The following is a 15,330-nucleotide window of genomic DNA, read 5'->3' on the forward strand; positions in this document are numbered from 1 at the left end:
TATGGGCTGGTTGAAACGTCGACGTCGCGATGATGAAGAGCAGGTCGAACAGCACGCACACGACGAGTCACAGGACAAGCGGCAGGCCGGTGATGACGCGGAGATCTGGGATGAGCCAGGTCCGCGCACTGCCGAGGACGTGGACGTCTCCCAAGGGTATGTCGACCTGGGTGCGCTGAAGATTCCGGCGATCAAGGGCATGCAGCTGCGCACGCAGCTGGCTGACGACAAGCGCACCGTGTTGCGCGTGTTGATCGTGCTGGGCAATTCGGGCCTGCAGATTTCAATCGCCGCCGCTCCGCGTTCCGGTGGAGTGTGGGACGAGGTGCGCGAAGAGATTCGTGAATCGCTGACATCCAACGGCGCCAGCGTGGAGGACGCTGAGACGCGCTATGGCGCCGAGCTGCTGGCTGACATGCCGGTGACCTTGCCGGATGGTTCAAAAGCGACGTCACGGATGCGCATCATTGGCCGTGAGGGTCCGCGCTGGTTTGCGCGCATTGATGTGTTGGGGCCTGCAGCTCAGTCAAGCGAAGCGGGCGAAGGAATTGAGAAGGTGATTGATCGCCTCGTGGTTGAGCGTGATGACCGTCCCCGCGCGCGCCTTGACCTGCTGCCGATGCATGTTCCTGACAATGCCGTTCAAGCGCCGATTGTGCCGCAATGAGTGACCCGAGCGAGGTTTTCCCGAAGCGCTCGTGGTGGCATAGATTGAGCGACGCGTGGCATTTTTCGACCCCTGAAGCGACTGAGGCCGATGATGAGCAGCGCTCTCAGCGTTCGCGAGGCACTGTGCCGATCAAGGACGTGCGTCCGCGTGAAAAGGTGGTTATTTCGGGTGTTCTGAGATCGGTGACGCTGTATCCGCAGGAGGGTCCTGATCAGCTCGATGCGACGTTGTTCGACGGGACCGGTTCAATCGTGATCAGGTGGCTGGGTCGGTGTGAGATCCCTGGCCTGCGCGTGGGGCACCACGTGGAAATCGAAGGAACTGTAGGTGTTGATCACGGAATCTACGTGATTTCTGACCCGCTGTACCGCCTGCTGGCTGGAGAACATTCGTGAGAGTTGTTGATTCGCTTCAGGACGAGGAATTCTCTGTCTGGTCGGCGTTGGGCGGCTGGCGGGGTATCGTTGAATCGGTCGCTCCGATCATCGTTTTTGTCACGACGTATATTGCGACCCACGAACTGACGTGGCCGCTGATCGCCTCCGGTATTCTCGCGGGCCTCTTCGTCGTTGCACGCCTGGTGTCCGGCCAGCAGATCACCCAGGCACTGTCGGGTGCCATCGGCGTTGCACTGTCGTGCGTGTGGGTGGTGTTCTCCGGTCGAGGGCAGGATTTCTTCATCGTGGGTATCGTCACGGCAGCGGTTCTGAGTGTGGCGTTGCTCGTGTCGATCGTGCTCCGGCTTCCTGCGGTCGAACTTGTGTTGAACATGTTCTGGGAAAAAGGCGCAGTGCCGCGCCGTGTATGCACCACGCTCACGTGGGTGTGGTTCGCACTGTTCTTCATTCGTTTCGCAGTGCAGGTGCCACTGTGGTGGGTAGGCCAGATTGCTGCACTGGGGGTCGCGAAACTCGTACTTGGATTGCCGCTGTTCGCCGTGGCATGTTGGATTACGTGGATGACGCTGAGGCCCTTCGTCTCACTCGCGTCGGTGGAAGAACGTTCGACCGTTGACAACGGTGTAGATGAACCCCAGAGGTGAGTGCCACTTATAAACCCCCGTAGCGACCTGCTCAAGCCTCCAGTGGGCGTGTGTTTTTGCGCGGTGAACGCTTCGCGAGAGTGGACCGAGGTTGTCAAGGCGCGTCTGCCCGGATAGCCCATCTGGATCGAACGCCTGGGTATGGTCGATATCGCAGCTTCGCGAGCGAACATTCGAATACGGGAAGACTTCATAGGGTTCGCGCGTCTGGAGCGCCAGTCGCATATCGCCAGACGGATCATGGCGATCAATCGGCGTGAGAGCCCGCGGATCAAGAACGGGCCGGATCGTGACGCGAGTGTGAGCAAACATCTGCCGCAGCTGTTTCAGCCCGACACTGCCGTGCCCGTCAATCTGCGCGACGGGGGAGTCATCAACGTGGACGATCACAGTGGCAGCAGGCTGGAGTGAGCGCGAAACGGATCCTTCGTCCAGAAGCCTGGCCGCGTAGTGCGGCGTTGCGAGGATACCCAACGCCTGCGAGCGTCGTTCATCGATGCTGAGTTCGTCAGCATCTGCGAGCAATCCAGCTAAACGCGTGATCGTATTGTCCAGTGCAATCGCGTCAGTCGCACTGAGTGTGGCATCGACAGAGGCGATGGAACTGGATTCTTCATGCGTGATCTGAACGCGGCGCGTGGACTGCGCTCGCGCGCATTGCGCGTCGAATTCATCGGGATTAATACGGGCGATGAGGTTGTCAACATGTCGACAGATGCGCGCCTGAGACCAGGCAGCAATAGCCCCGAGGAAGCAGTCAATCTGACGGCAGTCAGCCTGACTGAGCAGCGTCGTGCGCTCAGCGACCGTCATCGCTTTCCACACGGGAGCTTCTGCAGCGACAACTTGCTGCCACAGGCACGGCAGTCTAAAACTCAGGTCAAGTAAGGCTCCCATTTCATCGAGCATTTTGGCAGGGGAGAGCCCTAACGCAGCAGATAGCTCAAGGTGTGCGAATTCGGCAATTCGAGGCACGCCCTCACCGGCTCGCTGCACCAGGTCCTGTTCGCCTTCAACAGCTTCACTCACGGCAAGAACAGCGCGGACAACCATCTGGGCACGCCGAGCCTGCGCCACACGCACCGCACGATCCGCGTCGCGGGCAGCGTTGACCAGCTCACGAGCCGTGGCCTCACGAGTGTCACAATCTCCTGCACTTACCGCAATGTCGAACATGTGTTCTATTGTGGCAGTGGGCACGGGCATCTGCGTTCCATCCACAGGCTCACAAGCAGCCCATGAAAGTGATGTACCTCACATTAAGCTGTGGTGTTTGGAGCATCAGCCTGTCCGGTCTCCGGCACAACGCCATTGACCAGCGTCCCCAAATGCTCCAAGTGTTTCCCGCGCTTTTCGGGCACCAGCATCAACAGTTCATCGCCTGATTCGAACACGTCGTCAGGTTGTGGATTCACAGGAATCTGGTCGCGCAGTAACGCCGCCAGGACCGTTCCTGCAGGGAAGTCAACCTGACCGATTCGCTCGCCCACCAGGGGCGAATCCTCCGGAAGGACAATCGCATACATTGCAACATTGGCCTTGTTGAACGTAAACAGCGGGATGGGAGCGCCCTCGGAAACAGCTTCCTCAACCAGGGCGGTCATGATGCGCGGCGTGGACACCGGCACGTCAACACCCCACGCCTCGTTGAAGAGCCATTCATTGCGCGGGTGATTAATACGGGCCACCACGCGCGGCACGCCGAACTCGGTCTTCGCGAGCAGGGAGATCACCAGGTTCGCCTTGTCGTCGCCCGTTGCGGCAACCAGGACATCGGTTTCTCGCACTCCCGCGTCGGCGAGGACGTCCGGTGAGCACGCATCGGCCAGCACCCAGTCCGCATCAGCCACAGTTGCCACACGCATCTGGTCAGGATTGTTGTCGATCAGGGTGACCTCGTGGCCATGATCCAGAAGTTCGAGGGCGACGAAGCGTCCCACTGAGCCAGCACCGGCAATCACGATTTTCATCTAGTTCTCCAATCTCGGTGCAGAGGTGAGCACATTGCGCAGCGCAAGCGAATCTGTGCCTGACACGGCGAAAATCAGCTCATCATGTTCCTGAACGACGAGGTCGTTGCGCGCAGGCTGGATCACGCCCAACCGAGACACAAAGGCGAGTCGCTCGCCGGTCAGTTCCTCAACGACTGGCAGCGGAACGGAGGTCCACGACGGGTCTGGGATAACGTTCACGAGCGACACCAAGCCGGTCGAGTGCGTCCAGGTCACGTGCGCATTTGGCGGCATCATCCAGCGCAGAACAGCCTCGGACGTGCGGCGAACCGCTGCTACCGTGGGGATGCCTAAGCGCTCATACACCGCGGCTCGCGAGGGGTCGTAGATGCGTGCGACCACGCGCTCAACATGGAAAGTCGTGCGAGCTACTCGGGCCGCAATGATGTTTGAATTGTCGCCATTGGAGACCGCGGCGAAAGCGTACGCATCCTTGATGCCCGCCTGACGCAGAGCATCGCGATCCATGCCGACGCCTGTCACACGCCGACCGGAAAAGTCGGATGACAGGCGTCTGAAAGCCTGAGCGTTCATATCAATGACGGCAACTGAATGGCCCTGTTCATCAAGTGTCGAGGCGATCGACGCGCCGACCCGGCCACATCCCATAATTACGAAATGCACAGGTTCAAAGGTACTCGGTTTTCCTGTCGAAAGGGTAGTAGGCTAGACCATCGTGTTGGAGGCTTTTTCTCGCGCCAAGCGCGTACTGATTGGGCGACCCATGCGTTCAGACGCCATGGGGCACCAGTTATTGCCCAAACGGATCGCATTGCCGATCTTCGCATCTGATGCGCTTTCATCCGTCGCTTACGCGCCAGATGAAGTTCTGCTTACCCTGGCAATCGCCGGAGGAGTTGCAGTAACCCAATCCGTGTGGGTGGGGCTGGCAGTGGCGGTAGTGCTGCTGGTCGTCGTGCTGTCCTACCGCCAGACCGTACACGCCTACCCGTCAGGCGGCGGAGACTATGAAGTCGTGACCAAGAACCTCGGACCGTCGTGGGGACTGGTCGTCGCATCTGCGTTGCTGGTGGACTACGTGCTGACGGTGGCGGTGTCGATCTCCTCAGGGGCGCGCTACGTGACCGCCGCAATCCCACAGCTGGCAGGCCAGGAAGTGCCGATCGCAGTGGCCGTTGTCATCGTGCTGTGCCTGTTGAATCTGCGCGGTATGCGCGAGGCAGGTTCAGCTTTCGCTATTCCGACATACATTTACATGGCTTCAATTGGTATTCTCATCGCGGTCGGCATGGTCAAACTGGTCACAGGCCACCTCGGTCAGGCACCCTCGGCAATGTATGACCTTGTCCCGCAGGCCTCTCACGTATCGGGCCTGGTCGGACTGGGCGGAGCGCTGCTGGTGATGCGCGCATTTTCCTCGGGCTGCGCAGCGCTGACCGGAGTCGAAGCGATCTCCAACGGCGTGCCCTCATTCCAGCGCCCCAAGTCCCGTAACGCGGCGACAACTCTCGCGATGCTCGGCGGGATCGCTGCCACCATGCTGATTTCAATTCTCGTATTGGCGAGGGCGACCGGCGTGAGAATCGTGGAGGATCCGGCCACACAACTGAGTCTGAACGGGGCGCCAGCAGGCGATGTCAGGCTCGACCCGGTGATCGGCCAGTTGTCTTCAGCAGTATTCGGACACGGATCGATCCTGTTTTACCTGATCACGATTGTGACCGGATTGATTTTGGTGCTGGCAGCCAACACGGCGTTTAACGGTTTTCCAACCTTGGCCTCGGTACTGTCACGCGACTCGTTCCTGCCGCGTCAGCTGTACCGCCGTGGAGACCGGCTGACATTCTCAAACGGCATCGTTGCCTTGTCGGCCGCAGCAATCGTCCTGATCATCGCGTTTGATGCGCAGGTTACCCACCTGATCCAGCTCTACATCGTCGGCGTGTTCATCTCTTTCACGCTCAGCCAGGTGGGCATGATCCGCCACTGGAATGCGAAACTGCGCAATCCTCAGCGCGCCGACTCGCGGGCCTCCCTGCTGCGCTCGCGGCTAGTCAACATGATCGGATTCGTGCTGACGGGAACGGTGCTGATCGTCGTACTCGTGACGAAATTTACCCGCGGTGCGTGGATCACATTGCTGCTAATGGGGCTGGTGTTCCTGACTCAACGTGCCATTCGCCATCACTACGACACCGTTGCGACGCAGCTGCGCGTGGAGGACTACTCGACTCGGCGCGCACTTCCGTCGCGCGTGCACGCATTAGTGCTGGTGTCGTCAATGAGCAGAGTGACGATGCGGGCAATTGCCACTGCCCGCGCGACGGCGCCCTCGTCACTGCAACTGGTGAGTGTGGTTGCCGACCAAGCTGAAGAAGAACGGATCATCCGGCAGTGGCGGGCCTCCGGCCTGCCGATCCCGCTGACGATTCTGTCAGCACCTTACCGGGATATCACGCAGGTCATCGTCCAGCACGTGCGTTCCCAGCGACGCCGGTCACCTCGCGAAATGGTGGTTGTGTACGTGCCGCAGTTCCTCGTGTCGCACTGGTGGGAAAATGTGCTGCACAATCAGACGGCACTGAGGTTGCGTCAGGCACTGCTGCGGATTCCGGGCGTAGTCCTCACTCTTGTACCATGGAAACTTGGGGAAGACAGCCAGGTGGAGGGTGAGCAGCCCATCAAACGCCAGCTGATTAACGACCCGTTCCGTTCACGTCAGAAAGGTCCTCATGACTCCGCCTCGTAATCGCGAAGAATTGACGCTCACGCTGGGAGAACCTGCACACGGTGGAGCATGCGTCGCCCGAGACGACGACGGTCGCGTCGTTTTTGTGCGACATGGGCTGCCCGGTGAGAAAGTCGTGGCACGTGTGAGTGCCACCCGCAAGCGCCTTGCATGGGCCAATGTAATCGAGGTGCTCGAGGCAAGCCCTGACCGTGTCGAGCCGGCATGGCCGCAGGCTGCTCGCGAAAAGATCGGTGGAGCCGAACTGTGCCATGTGCGTCCCGCAGCCCAGCGCACCTGGAAGGAAGACGTGCTGCGTGGACAGATCCGGCGCGTCGGGGGAGAGGGCCTGGCACAAGCCGTCGACTCGATCGGAGGCGTCCACGTGCAGGCGTGCCCGGGCGATGAGGATCCGGACGACTTACTGCTGCACAGGCGAACACGCATCGAGCTGGTGGCTGACAAGGACGGTAGGCTGGGCATGTCGCGCTACCGGTCGAACCAGGTCGTTGCATTAGAGTCAATGCCGCTGGCCGTAGACGCACTATGCGAGATCGGCCTGTTTGACGGGAACGATTCACGGTGGCTGACCGCGTGGGGGCCGCGTGATCGTGTGCGAGCGGTCGCCTCAACGGGCGGTGACATCGCCGTGGTGACGCCGTCGGGAACGTACGACGGGCAGGGCAAGCCATTGGACCGCGAAAAGTTGCGGTGGGTCGTGGAGCCCGATCCCGAACCGTTCAACGTCCGTCCCTCGGGCTTCTGGCAGACGCATGTACGCGGTGCGCAGGTCCTGTCCGATGCTGTACGCCGTCTGGCTGGCCAGGGCAGTGCGGCAATGGAACTGTATTCGGGGGCCGGATTATTCACACGCTCGCTTGCGGGCGCGTTCGGACGCGTCGTGTCGCTCGAGGGTGACGACGGTGCCGTGGAAGATGCCGCGCTGAACCTCGGGGGAGCGGCACATGTTGAAACGTTCATCGGGGATGTTGATCATCAGGGGATCCTCGATCTGTCCAACGAGCTGCAGTCACATGCCGATGTCGTGGTGATGGATCCGCCACGCTCGGGTGCGGGCGACGAGGTATGCCAGACGGTAGCCGCGCTTGGTTCGGAGCGAATTGTGCTCGTTTCATGCGATCCGGCGGCAGGTGCCCGTGACCTGCGGACTTTGACGGAGGGCGGATACCGCCTGACCTCCCTCGAAGCGTGGGACTTATTTCCGCACACTCACCATGTCGAATTTATCGCCGCGCTGGAGAAGGACTGAGTTTCTCGGCCCGGTGGCCGCAGACGGGTTTTTCGCGCGACACTGCGATTTCCTGCGTGCTCTGCGCGTGATTTTCGTGTTCTCCTTGCAGCGTCCCCGCCCTCTGATATCTTGATATCGAGACATTAGGGGGATCACATGGCTTTGCAAGGCAGTTTCGATGCACGCTCCACGCTCACAGTGGATGATTCGACGTACACCATCTACCGCCTCGATGCGGTGGACGGATTTGACCGGCTTCCATACTCACTGAAGATCCTGGCTGAAAACCTTCTGCGCAACGAAGACGGTGTCAACATCACCGCCGACCAGATCAACGCGCTGGCTAGCTGGGACCCGAAAGCACAACCCAGCACCGAAATCCAATTCACCCCTGCGCGCGTTGTCATGCAGGACTTCACCGGCGTTCCCTGCGTCGTCGACCTGGCCACCATGCGTGAAGCAGTGGAGGACCTGGGCGGCGACCCCTCGAAAATCAATCCGCTGGCGCCAGCGGAAATGGTTATTGACCACTCCGTGCAGATCGACGTGTACGGCACGCCGGAGGCGTTCGAAGCCAACCAGGACAAGGAATACGAACGTAACCGTGAGCGCTACCAGTTCCTGCGCTGGGGACAGGGAGCCTTTGAAAACTTCCGCGTCGTCCCACCGGGCACCGGTATCGTCCACCAGGTCAACATCGAATACCTCGCGCGCACCGTGTTCACACGCCAGGACGGCGAAGACACGCTCGCCTACCCGGATACCTGCGTCGGCACCGATTCCCACACCACGATGGTCAACGGTCTGGGCGTGCTCGGCTGGGGTGTCGGTGGTATTGAAGCCGAGGCAGCCATGCTCGGCCAGCCAGTTTCCATGCTGATCCCGCGCGTCGTCGGTTTCAAACTCTCCGGCGAGATCCCCTCCGGCGCGACCGCGACGGACGTCGTCCTCACCATCACGCAGATGCTGCGTGAACACGGCGTGGTCGGCAAGTTCGTTGAATTCTACGGCCAGGGTGTCTCCGCTGTGCCGTTGGCAAACCGAGCCACCATCGGCAACATGTCGCCCGAATTCGGCTCAACCGCCGCGATCTTCCCGATCGATGACGTCACCGTTGACTACCTGCGGCTGACTGGACGCAGCGAAGAAACGCTCAAACTGGTCGAAGCGTACGCCAAGGAACAGGGGCTGTGGCACGATCCCTCGCGCGAGGCAGAATACTCCGAGTATTTGGAACTCGACCTGTCCACAGTGGTGCCTTCCATTGCCGGCCCGAAGCGTCCGCAGGACCGCATCGAACTGAGCGCCGCCAAGGAATCATTCCGCGCCACGCTGCCGAACTATGTCAGCGAACACGAACAGCACTCCGCTTCAGAACTCGATGAGGCACTGGCTTCCACCTTCCCTGCGTCAGATCCGGTCGATCCGAACGCCCTCGACCATGAGGACGATGACGAACCGCGTATCGCTTCGGCAATCGACGACCGACCGCACCACATCGTGGATGTCACGTTGGCGGACGGGACGGAAACGAAACTGGATCACGGTGACGTGGCGATCGCCTCAATCACTTCATGTACCAACACGTCCAACCCGGCGGTCATGATCGCGGCCGGTCTGCTGGCACGCAACGCAGTCAAGCGTGGACTGCAGTCCAAGCCGTGGGTGAAAACCTCACTGGCCCCTGGTTCACAGGTCGTCACAGGGTACTTCGAAAAGGCCGGACTGTGGGAGGACCTCAACGCACTCGGGTTCAACCTGGTGGGCTATGGGTGCACCACGTGTATCGGCAACTCCGGCCCGCTGCCGGACGAAATCAGCAAGGCCGTCAATGACAATGACCTGGCTGTTGTGTCCGTGCTGTCGGGTAACCGCAACTTCGAAGGTCGCATCAATCCCGACGTTAAGATGAACTACCTGGCATCCCCGCCGCTGGTCATCGCCTACGCGCTGGCCGGTACGATGGATTTCGATTTTGAGACTGAAGCGCTGGGGCAGGACCAGGACGGCAAGGACGTGTTCCTGCGTGAAATCTGGCCTGATGCGGCAGAGGTGGATGACACAATCAACTCGTGTATCGACCGCTCCCTGTTCGAGCAGGACTATGCGGACGTGTTTGCTGGTGACCACCGCTGGCAGGGTCTCGATACTCCCGAGGGTGACACGTTTGAATGGGACGAAGATTCCACCTACGTGCGCAAACCACCGTACTTTGACGGAATGACTATGGAGACCGCTCCGGTTGAGGATATTCACGGTGCGCGAGTGCTGCTCAAGCTAGGCGATTCGGTGACAACGGATCACATTTCGCCGGCAGGCTCCTTCAAGCCGGATACGCCGGCAGGCAAGTACCTGATTGAGCGAGGAGTGGAACGCTCGCAGTTCAACTCCTACGGGTCGCGTCGCGGTAATCACGAAGTCATGATCCGAGGCACATTCGCAAATATTCGTATCCGAAACGAAATGGTGCCCGGCGTGGAGGGCGGATTCACCCGCGACTTCACGAAGGACGATGCGCCGACCGTGCCGGTATTTGATGCGGCGATGAGCTACAGCGAAGCAGGTGTGCCACTGGTGGTTCTGGGCGGAAAGGAATACGGATCAGGCTCCTCACGTGACTGGGCAGCCAAGGGAACAGTGCTGCTGGGCGTACGCGCGGTGATCACCGAATCATTCGAACGCATCCACCGTTCGAACCTGATCGGCATGGGCGTGCTGCCGTTGCAGTTCCCTGAGGGCGAAGATCGTAATTCCCTGGGTCTGGACGGCACGGAAGTAGTCGATATCACCGGCATTGACGCGCTCAATGATGGGTCGATCCCGAAGACAGTGCATGTCAGTGCCACCCGCGAGGGTGCGGACCCCATCGAGTTCGATGCGGTCGTGCGGATTGACACGCCTGGAGAGGCTGCCTACTACCGTAATGGCGGCATTCTGCAGTATGTGTTGCGTCAGCTTGCCCAGCAGTAGAGGCTTCTACTGTCCGGGCGGATACCGGTGAGACAGTGCGACGATCGTGGCGCCAAGCTCCGAATCGAGCGGCCACGAGCGCGCACACTCACGGGCCGCATCGCGCAGGAGAATATGCGCCTGGTCCGGGTCGGTGCCCACGCACACTGAAGCCTGAGTGAGAAGCTCACGCACCTTCGGGTCGTGAGCGGCTTCACGGGCAACGACTTGCAATGCGTGCGCCGTCAACGGATTGACCGGCCGATGTCGGGTGGGGTGCAGCAGGGGAATGCGGCCATTGCGGATACGGCGCTCCAGTTCGCGCATGTATGCGACGAATGTTTCATCCATCATGCCGGTTGCATGCCACGTGATGCGCCGACCATGCACATCCGTCACAGTGACACAGGTTGAAGTCTGTGCCGGGCGGATTGAAATCGTCACGATGTCAAGCAGCTCAACTGTGCGCGTGCCGCGCACGGATCGCACAGCGAGGTAATCGGGCGTCAGATAGAGCCTGCGCGGAACTTCAACGATGAGCAGAGCCAGCCCCAGCACGCTCAACCCCAGCGCCACAGCGATGATCGCGACGCGTGACTGAGTGGTGAGTTCCCGCCACAGAGCCCACGCACCAATCAGCACCATCGCGCCGTAGCACGCGATCAGTTCCAGCGGCGCGTACAGGGTGAGTGGAAGCGTGGTTGCACGCAGACGTGCCACATGATGACGCCAGAGTGCAGCACAGATACACGCGATGAGGAACGCGATCGGTATCACAATGGCCCACGCTGGCATAGGAGCAGTCTACCCGCTAGCTACGACGACGAGGATGACGCTCACGCCACCGCGAACCGAAAGAGGATTCGATACGTGCGTCGAGCGCTCGCCGTTGATCGCGATACATACGGTCAACCAGGTCGCGCCCGTTGATCCAGCCGACCATGTGGGCGGGCGCACCCTGCCCGTCGTCATGCAAGACGGGAATCCCCTCGACGCCACTGGATGTCAGCACGCGCATGACCGTGGACGGCAGATCCGTGTCAACCACGTGCACATGTCGCAACGGCAGAGCTTCCAACGCGGTGTCATGCTCGACCCCTTCTTCACGCCAGGAGGCAATATCCAGGGCGCTGACAACACCGGACACCACGCCGTCCGCATCGACCACGGGGAGTGCCTGGGCGTGCGCTTCGCGCATTCGGGACACCGCGCGCATGATGGTGTCTGATGGGTTAAGAGTGGCAGGAGCTGGCTGCATGAGCGCCCCGGCCGGGTTGGCACCCAGCAAAGTGTGGGACACGGGATCATCGAGGATATCGCCACGCCTGCGCAGCTTTTCCGTGTAGATCGTGGAGCGTGTCAGGAACCGTGAGCATCCTGTTGCGATCACGACGGCCAGCATCATGGGAAGAATCAGCGAGTACTGGTCCGTCATCTCCACGATGATCAGAACCGCTGTCATGGGTGCACGCGCAGCCCCAGCAAAGGCAGCACCCATGCCGATTACTCCGAACACCGCTATGGACGAATCAGTGAGCGGATCAATCAGATGTCCGATCGCGCTGCCGACCATTGCACCAATGAACAGCGTCGGAGCGAACACGCCGCCCGAACCGCCCATTCCGATCGTGAAGGACGTGAAAATCATGCGACCCACAGCCAGCGCAAGCAGCGTGGCGATGGGCAGTGCGCCATGAAGAGCCTCGAGCTGGATCGGGTAGCCCGAACCGTACATGGCGGGGAAGAAAAACAGGCCAATGCCCAGCACGACTGACATGAGAGCTGCGCGAGACCACTGCGGAAACGCGATAACTGCCGTGAGACGTTCCCACCCCCAGTCGAGCCAGTCTTCCATCGCATACAACAATTTGGAAAAGGCCAGCCCGCACAGGCCGGCAATCAGGCCGACGAGGGCGGCCCACCCTATGTCAGTCAAGGAAGCCAGGTCCACGCTGTAGTTCAGGTCAACCAGGGGCGCTGACCCCTGAAGTGCGCGGGCAACGATCGATGCCATGACAGACGATATGACGACGTAGCCGAATGTCTCTGCGGTAAAGCGCACCAAAATCACTTCGAGCGCAAAGATCGCACCAGCCAGCGGAGCATGGAATGTGGCGGCAATACCGCCGGCAGCACCGCAGGAGGCGAGCACCACGACGCGTGTGGTGGGAAGACGCACCCACGATGCGATCGTGGATCCCAGGGACGCACCGACCTGAACGATCGGGCCTTCACGGCCAGCCGACCCGCCGCCACCGATTGTCAGGGCGGAGGAGACCAATTTGACCACCGCGACGCGGCCAGGAATCTTGCCGCCCCTTCGGCGCACCGCCAGCATGACCTCAGGGATGCCGTGTCCTTTGGCCGTGGGGGCCCATCGCCAGATCATCGGCCCATACATGAGTGCTGACACGACGGGGACGGCAATGATCAGGATGTGTGTCCACGCCGGCCACCCGTGGGGTGCTCCGCCTGTTACCGAATAGTCCGCAGCGCCGGTGGTGGCGCGCATCCACACGGCGATCAGCCAGTTGAAGATGACGGCTGCCAGTCCCACCACTGCGCCGACAATGCCGGCTACTACCGCGAACGCTGAACGGTGATCAGTGACGATTGCACTGATCGCTCTACGCACGCGGCTCATAGAGTGGTGACGCTGATCTCAGCCGCACCATCAGCGTGAAAACCCCACACTGTCGCGTAGAAACCCAGCTCACTCGCCCAGGCCTTCGCAATGCTGGCAGCAGTACGCAGCGAGTGCCCTTCGCCATCGAATTCGACGAGGGCGACCGGTCGATCCAGTTCGCGAAGCGCATCGTAAATGCTGCGTGACTGTGAAGGCAGCACGATCGTGTCCTCTGTGCCCTGCAAAAGCAGGAGCGGTGCGTGAATGTCCTGGACGTGGCAAATCGGAGAGCGCTCCGTCCACACGGGATCGTCCAAGTTGTCCGAGCCCAGAAGCGTGTAGAAGTAGTGGGACTCAAATTTGTGGGTTTCCTGCGCCATGCGATGCAGGTCAGACACACCTGAGGAGGATGTCCCAGCCGTAAACACGTCGGTTGTCGCCAGAGCTGACAGGGCGGTGAAACCGCCGGCGGAATGGCCGCGAATCGCGACTCGTGCGGGATCAACGAGGCCCTGATCAATCAGGTAGCGCGCCCCGTCAGCACAGTCCATGACATCGATGACGCCCCACTGGCCGTTGAGCGCCTCACGGTATTCGCGTCCTGATCCGGTGGATCCGCGATAATTCACGTCCAGGAATGCGAAGCCGCGAGTCGTCCAGAACTGTCGGGCAATGGACAGGCCGGGGCGAGCTGACGAGGTCGGCCCGCCATGAGCGGACACGATCAGTGGCGGAAGTTCGCCGTCAGGTGCGGTGAAGTCGGGATTGACCGGCGCGTAGTAGAAGCCGTCTGCCTCATTGCCGTCGCTGGTCGTCCAGCGCACGGTCTGTGCAGTTGAAATCATCTCCTCAGCGATCTCAGCTTCCGAGGACGGGCGCAGCACGTGCGCGTGCGAATCGGTGATCTCGACGATGGCTGGCGCGTGCGTAGGGGAGTCGGCCAGGAAAACGACGCGCCCCTCGTCGGAAGCGACGTTACCGATGGGCCACCATCCGGTTTCCCATTCTTCCAGCAGGCCATTGTCCAGTCGCACGCTGCCGACGTGCCACGTGTGATCCTGCGACCAGGAGCAGATCAGGTGCTCATGATCCAGGTTGTCGTAGGAGTGCAGGCCCAGTTCCCAGTGGGGGTGTGAGAAAGCGCGCTGACCGGGATGCAGGACACGTGTACGCAGGCGATCCGTCCACGCGTGGGCATCCTCGTCCTCGTGCCATTCGAAGCCTTCAGTGCGGTACAGGTTTGCCCATCCTGAGGAATCATCCACGTGGATCAGGTCGCCGCGCAGGGTCCAGCGAGGCTCATAGACGCAGACACCTTCTCGGTCCACCAGCGTGACGTGGGTATCGATGTCACCCTCGAACGTGAGGGCGCCAACGTGCAGGACGGACTGAGTCCACGGCATGTGCGGGTGGTTCCATGACAGCCACGCCAGCTTCGACCCATCCGGGGAGAGCGTGGGTGCCGAGCAGAAGTCGGCGCCGGAAAAGACGGTGCGAATAGGCTTCGGATCGCGCGCCGCGGAGCCGTCCAGAGGGATCGCCACCATCGTGTTGACCGGTTCACCCTGTCCCGTGTGGTCCTCACATACGGCGTAGACCAGGGAGCGAACCTCGTCAATCTCAAAGTCGCCGTAGCGCTTCTTTTCCATCGGGGTCAGTGCCGTCAGGCCGACGGTGGGTGCGGACATGTCGAACAGGTAGACACGGTCATCAAAGCCGTCGGAGAAGACGAGGATGTTCTCGTGGACGGCGTAGGCGCGACCACCGTAGCCGTGGACACGGGTGCGCACATCGGGCAGGCGCACACCGTCAATCATGGGCAGGAGCTCCATCGTCTGACCCATGCCGTTACGTCGTAATAGAACGTTGCGCCCATTATCGGTAGGATGGCCTTCTACCCAATACGTGTCGGCGCCATCGATGCGTACTTGAGAAAGCGTCACGAATCGAGCCGTGAATGACTCGCCCGTGATCGGGGATTCCCACTGGCCGTACGACTTCACTGAGGGGGACATGTGCAACCTCTGTCAACTCGGATATGCGCGTCTGTCGCGTATATCAATCCTAGCTGGAACCAACGGACTTTGAGA

General features: G+C 60.8%; 12 protein-coding genes. 6 read left to right on the forward strand and 6 right to left on the reverse strand.

What is annotated here, in order from left to right:
• Position 1: 1 nt before the first annotated feature.
• From BN3002_RS03225 to BN3002_RS03235, 3 genes are read left to right on the forward strand one after another with little or no spacing between them, the layout of a single operon-like run.
• Positions 2-667, forward strand: a complete 666-nt coding sequence (locus BN3002_RS03225; protein ID WP_058236571.1) for a DUF3710 domain-containing protein — start codon at positions 2-4, stop codon at positions 665-667.
• Positions 664-1,065 carry a DNA-binding protein gene (locus BN3002_RS03230; protein WP_227469303.1) on the forward strand — a complete coding sequence of 134 codons (402 nt, stop codon included), beginning with the start codon at positions 664-666 and terminating at the stop codon, positions 1,063-1,065. The genes BN3002_RS03225 and BN3002_RS03230 overlap by 4 nt, the downstream gene beginning before the upstream one ends.
• Positions 1,062-1,712, forward strand: a complete 651-nt coding sequence (locus tag BN3002_RS03235) for a DUF3159 domain-containing protein (protein WP_058236572.1) — start codon at positions 1,062-1,064, stop codon at positions 1,710-1,712. The genes BN3002_RS03230 and BN3002_RS03235 overlap by 4 nt, the downstream gene beginning before the upstream one ends.
• On the opposite strand, the gene BN3002_RS03240 is transcribed toward BN3002_RS03235, so the two are convergent.
• The 3 genes from BN3002_RS03240 to BN3002_RS03250 are packed head-to-tail and all read right to left on the reverse strand — an operon-like array spanning position 1,650 to position 4,333.
• On the reverse strand, positions 1,650-2,918 hold the full coding sequence (locus BN3002_RS03240; RefSeq protein WP_058236573.1) for a 13E12 repeat family protein: 1,269 nt from the start codon (positions 2,916-2,918) through the stop codon (positions 1,650-1,652). The genes BN3002_RS03235 and BN3002_RS03240 overlap by 63 nt on opposite strands.
• 53 nt (positions 2,919-2,971) lie before the next feature.
• Complete coding sequence (locus BN3002_RS03245; protein WP_058236574.1) at positions 2,972-3,682, reverse strand: potassium channel family protein; 711 nt, start codon at positions 3,680-3,682, stop codon at positions 2,972-2,974.
• Positions 3,683-4,333, reverse strand: a complete 651-nt coding sequence (locus BN3002_RS03250; protein WP_058236575.1) for a potassium channel family protein — start codon at positions 4,331-4,333, stop codon at positions 3,683-3,685.
• Between the two features lie 115 nt (positions 4,334-4,448).
• On the opposite strand from BN3002_RS03250, the gene BN3002_RS03255 reads away from it, so the two are divergent.
• The 3 genes from BN3002_RS03255 (at position 4,449) to BN3002_RS03265 (ending at position 10,635) form a co-directional block, all read left to right on the forward strand.
• Positions 4,449-6,434, forward strand: a complete 1,986-nt coding sequence (locus BN3002_RS03255) for an APC family permease (protein WP_074026181.1) — start codon at positions 4,449-4,451, stop codon at positions 6,432-6,434.
• Complete coding sequence (locus BN3002_RS03260) at positions 6,418-7,683, forward strand: class I SAM-dependent RNA methyltransferase (protein WP_058236576.1); 1,266 nt, start codon at positions 6,418-6,420, stop codon at positions 7,681-7,683. Before BN3002_RS03255 ends, BN3002_RS03260 begins: the two co-directional genes overlap by 17 nt.
• 138 nt (positions 7,684-7,821) lie before the next feature.
• Positions 7,822-10,635: an aconitate hydratase gene (locus BN3002_RS03265; RefSeq protein ID WP_058236577.1), complete on the forward strand. Its 2,814-nt coding sequence runs from the start codon at positions 7,822-7,824 to the stop codon at positions 10,633-10,635.
• A gap of 6 nt (positions 10,636-10,641) precedes the next feature.
• Here BN3002_RS03265 and BN3002_RS03270 read toward each other — a convergent pair whose 3' ends face one another.
• From BN3002_RS03270 to BN3002_RS03280, 3 genes are all read right to left on the reverse strand, one after another.
• Entirely contained in the window at positions 10,642-11,334 is a 693-nt protein-coding gene (locus tag BN3002_RS03270; protein WP_141757317.1) for a hypothetical protein, read from the reverse strand.
• A gap of 91 nt (positions 11,335-11,425) precedes the next feature.
• Positions 11,426-13,258 carry a chloride channel protein gene (locus BN3002_RS03275; protein WP_058236579.1) on the reverse strand — a complete coding sequence of 611 codons (1,833 nt, stop codon included), beginning with the start codon at positions 13,256-13,258 and terminating at the stop codon, positions 11,426-11,428.
• Positions 13,255-15,255 carry an alpha/beta hydrolase family protein gene (locus BN3002_RS03280; protein WP_058236580.1) on the reverse strand — a complete coding sequence of 667 codons (2,001 nt, stop codon included), beginning with the start codon at positions 15,253-15,255 and terminating at the stop codon, positions 13,255-13,257. Before BN3002_RS03280 ends, BN3002_RS03275 begins: the two co-directional genes overlap by 4 nt.
• Positions 15,256-15,330 lie beyond the last annotated feature (75 nt).

It is taken from the genome of Actinomyces ihuae, from assembly GCF_001457875.1.
GTDB classification, from domain to species: Bacteria; Actinomycetota; Actinomycetes; order Actinomycetales; family Actinomycetaceae; genus Pauljensenia; species Pauljensenia radingae_A.

What these genes read in the sequence shown, in the direction of transcription:
- BN3002_RS03225 (WP_058236571.1), top strand. Translation starts at nt 2, where the DNA reads ATGGGCTGGTTGAAACGTCGACGTCGCGATGATGAAGAGCAGGTCGAA.
- BN3002_RS03230 (WP_227469303.1), top strand. Translation starts at nt 664, where the DNA reads ATGAGTGACCCGAGCGAGGTTTTCCCGAAGCGCTCGTGGTGGCATAGA.
- BN3002_RS03240 (WP_058236573.1), bottom strand. Translation starts at nt 2,918, where the DNA reads ATGCCCGTGCCCACTGCCACAATAGAACACATGTTCGACATTGCGGTA.
- BN3002_RS03245 (WP_058236574.1), bottom strand. Translation starts at nt 3,682, where the DNA reads ATGAAAATCGTGATTGCCGGTGCTGGCTCAGTGGGACGCTTCGTCGCC.
- BN3002_RS03250 (WP_058236575.1), bottom strand. Translation starts at nt 4,333, where the DNA reads ATGGGATGTGGCCGGGTCGGCGCGTCGATCGCCTCGACACTTGATGAA.
- BN3002_RS03255 (WP_074026181.1), top strand. Translation starts at nt 4,449, where the DNA reads ATGCGTTCAGACGCCATGGGGCACCAGTTATTGCCCAAACGGATCGCA.
- BN3002_RS03260 (WP_058236576.1), top strand. Translation starts at nt 6,418, where the DNA reads ATGACTCCGCCTCGTAATCGCGAAGAATTGACGCTCACGCTGGGAGAA.
- BN3002_RS03265 (WP_058236577.1), top strand. Translation starts at nt 7,822, where the DNA reads ATGGCTTTGCAAGGCAGTTTCGATGCACGCTCCACGCTCACAGTGGAT.
- BN3002_RS03275 (WP_058236579.1), bottom strand. Translation starts at nt 13,258, where the DNA reads ATGAGCCGCGTGCGTAGAGCGATCAGTGCAATCGTCACTGATCACCGT.
- BN3002_RS03280 (WP_058236580.1), bottom strand. Translation starts at nt 15,255, where the DNA reads ATGTCCCCCTCAGTGAAGTCGTACGGCCAGTGGGAATCCCCGATCACG.